Source organism: Halomonas sp. GFAJ-1 (assembly GCF_000236625.2).
In the GTDB taxonomy this organism is placed as follows: Bacteria; Pseudomonadota; Gammaproteobacteria; order Pseudomonadales; family Halomonadaceae; genus Vreelandella.
Window position 1 is genome coordinate 108697 of the sequence record NZ_AHBC01000022.1, and the last position, 6463, is coordinate 115159.

Below are 6463 nucleotides of genomic sequence, written 5' to 3' on the forward strand. Positions count from 1 at the left end.
CCCAGTCACTGCACTGCAGCATATATTTCCCTATACTGCATTTTGTATTGACACATTAAAGGGGGCACGGAATGGCCAAAACACCACTACCGAATGAAACCACTGCTGCATGGCACAGCACTGATGCAGACGAAGCGATATCATCACTGCAATCAAGCACGACCGGCTTATCCAGCCAAGAAGCTGAATCGCGGCTGAAAACCCATGGCCCGAATAGGCTTCAGCAAGAACAAGCGCGACCCTGGTATCGGCGCTTTTTAGATCAATTTAATAACATCCTTATGCTTATCCTGATTATCGCAGCAGTTGCCAGCGCTCTGCTGGGGCATCACTTGGATGCCGCTGCCATCCTCGGGGTGGTAGTGATCATTGCGTTAATTGGATTTATTCAAGAAGGTAAAGCTGAGCAGGCCATTCAAAGCATACGCAATATGCTTTCCCCTCAAGCCACAGTGTTACGCAATGGGCAGCGAACTGTCGTTGACGCGGAAACAGTCGTTCCTGGTGATGTGGTACTTATTGAAAGTGGCGACCGTGTTCCTGCCGACCTTCGCTTAATTGAAGTAAAACGCTTTTGCACCGACGAAGCGGCTCTTACGGGCGAGTCCATACCGGTTGATAAACAATCCCACCCCGTATCGACCGACGCTGATTTAGCTGAACGTAGCTCAATTGCTTATGCCAGTACGATTGTTGTTCAAGGCACTGCCAAAGGCCTAGTGGTGGCAACTGGCACCCAAACAGAGATTGGTAAAATTTCTGAGCTAGTACGCGGCATTGAACAGCTTAAAACCCCTTTATTGCGCCAATTAGACCGCGCTGGAAGCATGCTAGCGTTCTTTATATTAGGCGCAGCCGCACTAACTGCGGCCGTAGGTAGTTTTTTTCACAACCAACCCCTAGACGAAATGTTTATGGCGGCAGTAGGCTTGGCAGTGGCCGCCATTCCTGAAGGCTTACCCGCTATTGTTACCATTAGCCTAGCCCTTGGCGTTCAGCGCATGGCGAAACGAAAGGCAATTATTCGGCGCCTTCCTGCGGTTGAAACTCTTGGCTCAATTTCGACTATTTTTTCCGATAAAACCGGCACACTTACTCGCAACGAGATGACAGCCACATCTATTTGGCTTGGTGACGCTCAATACACCATTGAAGGTACTGGCTTTAACCCCGAGGGCAATATTCGACAGGTCGACGCTGATGCTCAATCACAACCCTCTTCTATTTCCATAGAAGATCACACTGCATTAAGCCACTTCCTGAAGGTCGCTTCGCTTTGCAATGATGCAGAACTTGCCCAGCGTGATGATTCATACCACATCGTCGGCGACCCGACAGAGGGCGCTTTAATCGTTGCTGCCGCTAAAGCAGGCTTTGAAATTCAGCCTCTACGCGAGCGCCATCCGCGACTTGATGCAATTCCTTTCGAGTCTGAACATAAATATATGGCAACGGTAAACGAGCTTGATGGCAAGCATCGAGTATTGGTAAAAGGCGCCCCGGATAGGCTCCTTGAGATGTCGAGTCATACGTTGACTCAAGAAGGGTTATCACCTATTGATCGCAGCCAATGGGAAACACGGATTGAAGAGCTATCTTCGCAAGGCTTGAGAGTGTTAGCTATCGCAGAAATAGCATCACCCGACTCACCGTCTCTTGATCATGAACATATTCAACAGGATCTCACCTTTTTAGGCATCATCGGCCTACTCGACCCTCCGCGTGAAGAAGCCATTGACGCAGTGAAAGAGTGTCTCAGAGCAGGCATTCGCCCTGTCATGATTACCGGGGACCATGCCGCTACTGCCCTTTCTATTGCCAAACAACTAGGTTTTTCACAGACAGAGCGAGTGGTTACCGGTCGCGAAGTTGAAGCAATGAGCGATACACAGCTTGAAGAGATTATTACGGATGTCGATGTATTTGCCCGCGCATCGCCTGAACACAAGTTAAGACTGGTTAAAGCTATGCAGGCAAAGGGCGGTATATGTGCGATGACTGGGGATGGGGTCAATGATGGCCCTGCCCTTAAACGTGCTGATGTCGGCGTGGCGATGGGCATTCAAGGCACCGAGGCAGCAAAAGATGCCTCTGAAATGGTACTTGCAGACGATAATTTTGCCACGATTGTGAATGCGATAGCTGAAGGTAGAAAAGTCTACGACAACATTCGTAAAACGATCACCTTCATTCTGCCTACCAACGGTGCACAAGGCTTAGCAATAATGCTGGCGGTGCTGGCGGGCACCAACCTACCGATCACCCCGCTTCAAGCGCTTTGGGTAAACATGGTGGTGGCTACCACACTCGGCTTAGCCCTAGCCTTCGAGGAAAGTGAACAGGATTTAATGCAGCGTCAACCGCGGGACCCAAAAGCGGCATTGCTCGATATGTTTCTACTCTGGCGTGTCATCTTTGTCTCATTACTATTACTGGGCGGTGTTTTCAGCGTTTTCAGCTGGGTTCTCGCCCAAGGCGAAAGCATTGAGTTAGCGCGCACTGCCGCCGTCAATATGCTGGTGGTCGGTAGCGCTGCCTATTTAATCAATAGTCGCTTCCTCATCAACAGCACATTCTCCTTTCACGGCATTTTTAGTAGCCGCATGGTTTGGCTAGCGATTGGCGCTATTATGCTCCTACAGCTAGCATTTACTTACTGGCCGATAATGCAGGTTATTTTTGCCAGCGAAGCCCTACAATTGCAGCACTGGTTAGCCATTTTGCTGTTAAGTCTCGCTATTTACGCGTTAGTCGAAATTGAAAAAGCCATATGGCGCCGCCTACGTTAATGCGCTGAGCCACTGCCATGCGTTGTCTTGGCAGTGGCTTTTGCAGTTAACGGATTTTCTGGCCAGGGGTGTTTTGGATAGCGACCACGCATCTCCTTACGCACCTCTGAATAGCCATTTAGCCAAAAGCTACGTAGATCTTGAGTTACTTGTAGCGGCCTTCTTGCAGGTGAAAGCAGATGAATGAGAACCACAGCATGCCCATCAGCAATGCTAGGTGAGTCTTGCCATCCAAACGCTTCTTGCAGTTTAAGCGCTAACACAGGCGGGCGGCCATCATGACAGGGAGCATAATCGAGCATCACCTGACTGCCGCTAGGCACAGGCAGCGCCTTAGGCGCTAATCGATCAAAAGCAACCTGATCATCCCACTTCAACGAAGCCAGTAAATGCGTGTGAAAGGACATCTTTTCTAGCTGACTCATGCGCGTCATGCCCGCTAAGTAGGGTAAAAGCCATGTATCCAACGCATCCATTAACACTTTATCTGACCAGTCTGGCCACTGGTCTGGAAAGAGACGATGTAGCAGCGCCATACGCCCCTGCAGCTGCCGTACCTCCTTTGTAAACACCACGTTTGGACGCTGTTTCAGCGCTATGAGTAATGCACGCTGAATAGCCTCAGCGGGCAGCTCCCCGAGCGGTCGAGAGGCTAACACCAGCTCTCCATGACACTGAACGGCTTCGCCGACAAGCTTGCCTTGGGAATCTGACCACCTTATCCGATCCACCCACTGTTGGGTTGCCGGGAAAAAACGCACAAGTGTTGCCAACGCAAGCGACTCTGCCAAGTAAATGGCTGCATCCTTGGAAGCACTTTCAACACTCACCGCAACAAGGTAAGGGGCGTTTGCCAGGGAGTGGCGGCTGGGTAATGTTGCGGTCTTCCCATTGGCCAATTTGAACCGGCCGGAAGTGATAAGTTGACCGATACGATCCGGATAAGCCAGTGCCAGCAGCACGCCTAACGGCTCGCAACTAACGCTGCGAGACAACGCTATACCCGCTACTTTAGCCAGGCGCTCAGCCTCTCTTTGCCACTGGGGAAACCGTGCGGGCTGCCCAAATCGCTGAACTAAAGCCTCCTGTAAAGTGCCGTTTATGCGCTCTCTACTCTCTAATAGCGCTGCCAATCCACAGGCTAATGGCACCGCATTGAGTGAAAAAGACGTTGCCAGCATAACGGCTAGCCGTGGCTCAAGGGGCCAGAGTGCACTCTGCTTACCCAGCGGCGTTAGCTTAGTCACCGAGTCAATGATGCCTAGCTGCTCAAGCAACGCCTGGCCACTTTGCCAAGCGCCCTTTGGCGGTGGAGTCACCCATGCCAGCACATCGGGTGACTGAACGCCCCAGACCGCAACTTCAAGTACCAATTTAGATAAATCGGCCTGGGCGATTTCTGGCTCGCCATAGGCAACCAGCGGCTGTTCTTGGGGCCATAAGCGGAAACATATGCCTGGTTGCTGCCGACCGGCCCGCCCCCTGCGCTGGTCAGCGCTGGCGCGATTAACACGTCGTGTGGTTAAGCGTGTTAACCCTGTACGCGGCTGAAATAGCGGTACTCGCTCCAGGCCTGCGTCGATAACCACATTTACACCGTTTACGGTGACACTGGATTCAGCAATCGCGGTTGATACAATCACACGTTGGCGCACTTCATGAGGCTTCAACGCAGCTTGCTGTGCTTCGATGGGCATTCGTCCGTGTAATGCACGCACTTCAATATCAGGCATGTCACTCTCTAGCGTCTGAACTAGTCGAGCAATTTCAGCCACACCGGGCAAGATAACCAGCACATCGCGTGCATCTGGCCATGATAGAGCCTCGCTTATCACGCGAAAAGCCGCCATTTCTAACGATTCGCTGCCGCGTGTAGGACGATATTGTGTTTCAACAGGGAATTGTCGACCGCTGCTTTCAATGACGGGCGTATCGTTTCCCAATACATTTTTCAACGCGACGACATCGAGCGTGGCAGACATCACAATAAGCCGTAGGTCATCGCGAATGCTTTGCTGTATATCCAGCGCAAACGCAAGACCAAGATCCGCTTCAAGACTACGCTCATGAAACTCATCAAAAATAATGCCCGCAACGCCTTCAAGGAGCGGATCATCCTGCAGCATGCGAGTGAGCACCCCTTGGGTAACCACTTCCAGACGGGTTTGTGCGCTAACCTTGCTATCACCACGCATTCGATAACCGATCGTCTGGCCAACCGACTCATTAAGCTGCTCTGCCATATAGTTTGCCGCTAACCGCGCCGCAACGCGCCGGGGTTCTAGCAGCAAAAGCTTTTGCCCCTGTGACCACGAGCTGCCAAGAAGTGTTAACGGCACACGGGTAGTCTTACCCGCTCCCGGTTGAGCAACCAAAATCAGCCGGTTGTGAGCATCTAATGCGGTTTGCAAGGCGGCTAAATGCGGCTCAATAGGCAAAGTAGACATGATAGTTACGCGTGGATACTGCTAGGCGAGGAAGATTGCCGAATGCCGCAGCCTTTTAAAATTATTTGCTCTAAAAACTGAGAAATCGATTCAATATCCGCTTCACTGAGCGTATTTCTACCTAGTATGCCGCTTACCTGGGCACTATATTCAGTGTAATGCTGAGTAGATGACCAGATCAAAAATATCAGCCAGCGCGGGTCAACATCGTCCATTTTACCCTGTGCTGACCACTGACGAATAATTACCGCCCGAGAGGCTACCCACTCCCTCAGCTCTCCCGATAAATAGTCGCTTAAAAACGGGGCGCCGGCCAAAATTTCAGCGGCGAAGAGCTTCGAACCTTCTGGATAGCGTTGTCCAAGCAACATTTTGGTGCGAATAAACTCACTCAGCACCTGTCCAGGATCACTTTCAGGGGTAATGTCTTCAAGAACCGCATTCCATCGGCTCATCATGCGGTTCAGCAAACGCACGTACAGTGCCTGCTTATTCCCCATGTAATACAGAATGTTTGCTTTAGGCAAACCGGCTTGGTCGGCAATCGCCTGTAGGCTAGCGCCGCGGTAACCGTGGCGAGAAAACACCTGCTCAGCGGCACTTAAGATACTTCGTTCAATACGGTCTCGACTGGCATTTTCATGGTTAGCGGTCTCAGCCGACATGGAGATAGCTCCTTGATTTTTATACAGGTAGTGGACACTGGCGTATTCATGACACTCGAACCTTTTAGCGGTAACCAAGCACTTAATGGTAAACCAAGGGCCTGGCATCCGCTGGCGTTAATACCACCAAAGAGAGCATCTTAACTTTTTTCCATCATCGACAGAACTGACTAATACAAGCTGCCGCTACCCAATGCTTTGCTAGCTTTTTTCCTGTGAGTAAATATCTGACGATGTCTGTTCCGGCCATTCAGCGCTGGGCTTCCGGGGCTTTACGCATATTCTCCTTGAGACTCGCCTTTCGGGCTCGCTAAAGCAGTTCCCGCTTGTGCCCGACAAACAAACCATAGGGGAGACGCTTGTTTTCTTTCGCCCAAACAAAACACCCCAGCCTCAAATGAAGCTGGGGTGTTTCTTAATAAGTGCCTGACGATGACCTACTCTCGCATGGGGAGACCCCACACTACCATCGGCGCTAAGCGGTTTCACTGCTGAGTTCGGCAAGGGATCAGGTGGTTCACGCTCGCTATGGTCGTCAGGCGTAACTTTTAATGTACATCAT

The 6463-nt window shown here is 51.1% G+C and carries 3 protein-coding genes and 1 rRNA gene; 1 reads left to right on the forward strand and 3 read right to left on the reverse strand.

Going from position 1 to position 6463, the window contains the following annotated elements; translation table 11 throughout:
• Nucleotides 1-71 precede the first annotated feature (71 nt).
• Nucleotides 72-2789 (forward strand): cation-translocating P-type ATPase, encoded by a 2718-nt coding sequence (locus tag MOY_RS06060; RefSeq protein WP_009097644.1) that lies wholly within the window; start codon nucleotides 72-74, stop codon nucleotides 2787-2789.
• Here MOY_RS06060 and hrpB read toward each other — a convergent pair.
• The 3 genes from hrpB to rrf all read right to left on the reverse strand — a co-directional run bounded on the left by hrpB (nucleotide 2786) and on the right by rrf (nucleotide 6441).
• Entirely contained in the window at nucleotides 2786-5236 is a 2451-nt protein-coding gene (gene hrpB / locus MOY_RS06065) for an ATP-dependent helicase HrpB (protein WP_009097646.1), read from the reverse strand. The genes MOY_RS06060 and hrpB overlap by 4 nt on opposite strands.
• Before the next feature lie 5 nt (nucleotides 5237-5241).
• Nucleotides 5242-5901, reverse strand: a complete 660-nt coding sequence (locus MOY_RS06070) for a TetR family transcriptional regulator C-terminal domain-containing protein (RefSeq protein WP_009097648.1) — start codon at nucleotides 5899-5901, stop codon at nucleotides 5242-5244.
• Between the two features lie 424 nt (nucleotides 5902-6325).
• Nucleotides 6326-6441, reverse strand: a 5S ribosomal RNA gene (gene rrf, locus MOY_RS06075).
• Nucleotides 6442-6463: the final 22 nt, after the last annotated feature.

Coding starts and splice junctions, on each gene's coding strand:
- MOY_RS06070 (WP_009097648.1), bottom strand. CDS start 5,901: ATGTCGGCTGAGACCGCTAACCATGAAAATGCCAGTCGAGACCGTATT.
- MOY_RS06060 (WP_009097644.1), top strand. CDS start 72: ATGGCCAAAACACCACTACCGAATGAAACCACTGCTGCATGGCACAGC.
- hrpB (WP_009097646.1), bottom strand. CDS start 5,236: ATGTCTACTTTGCCTATTGAGCCGCATTTAGCCGCCTTGCAAACCGCA.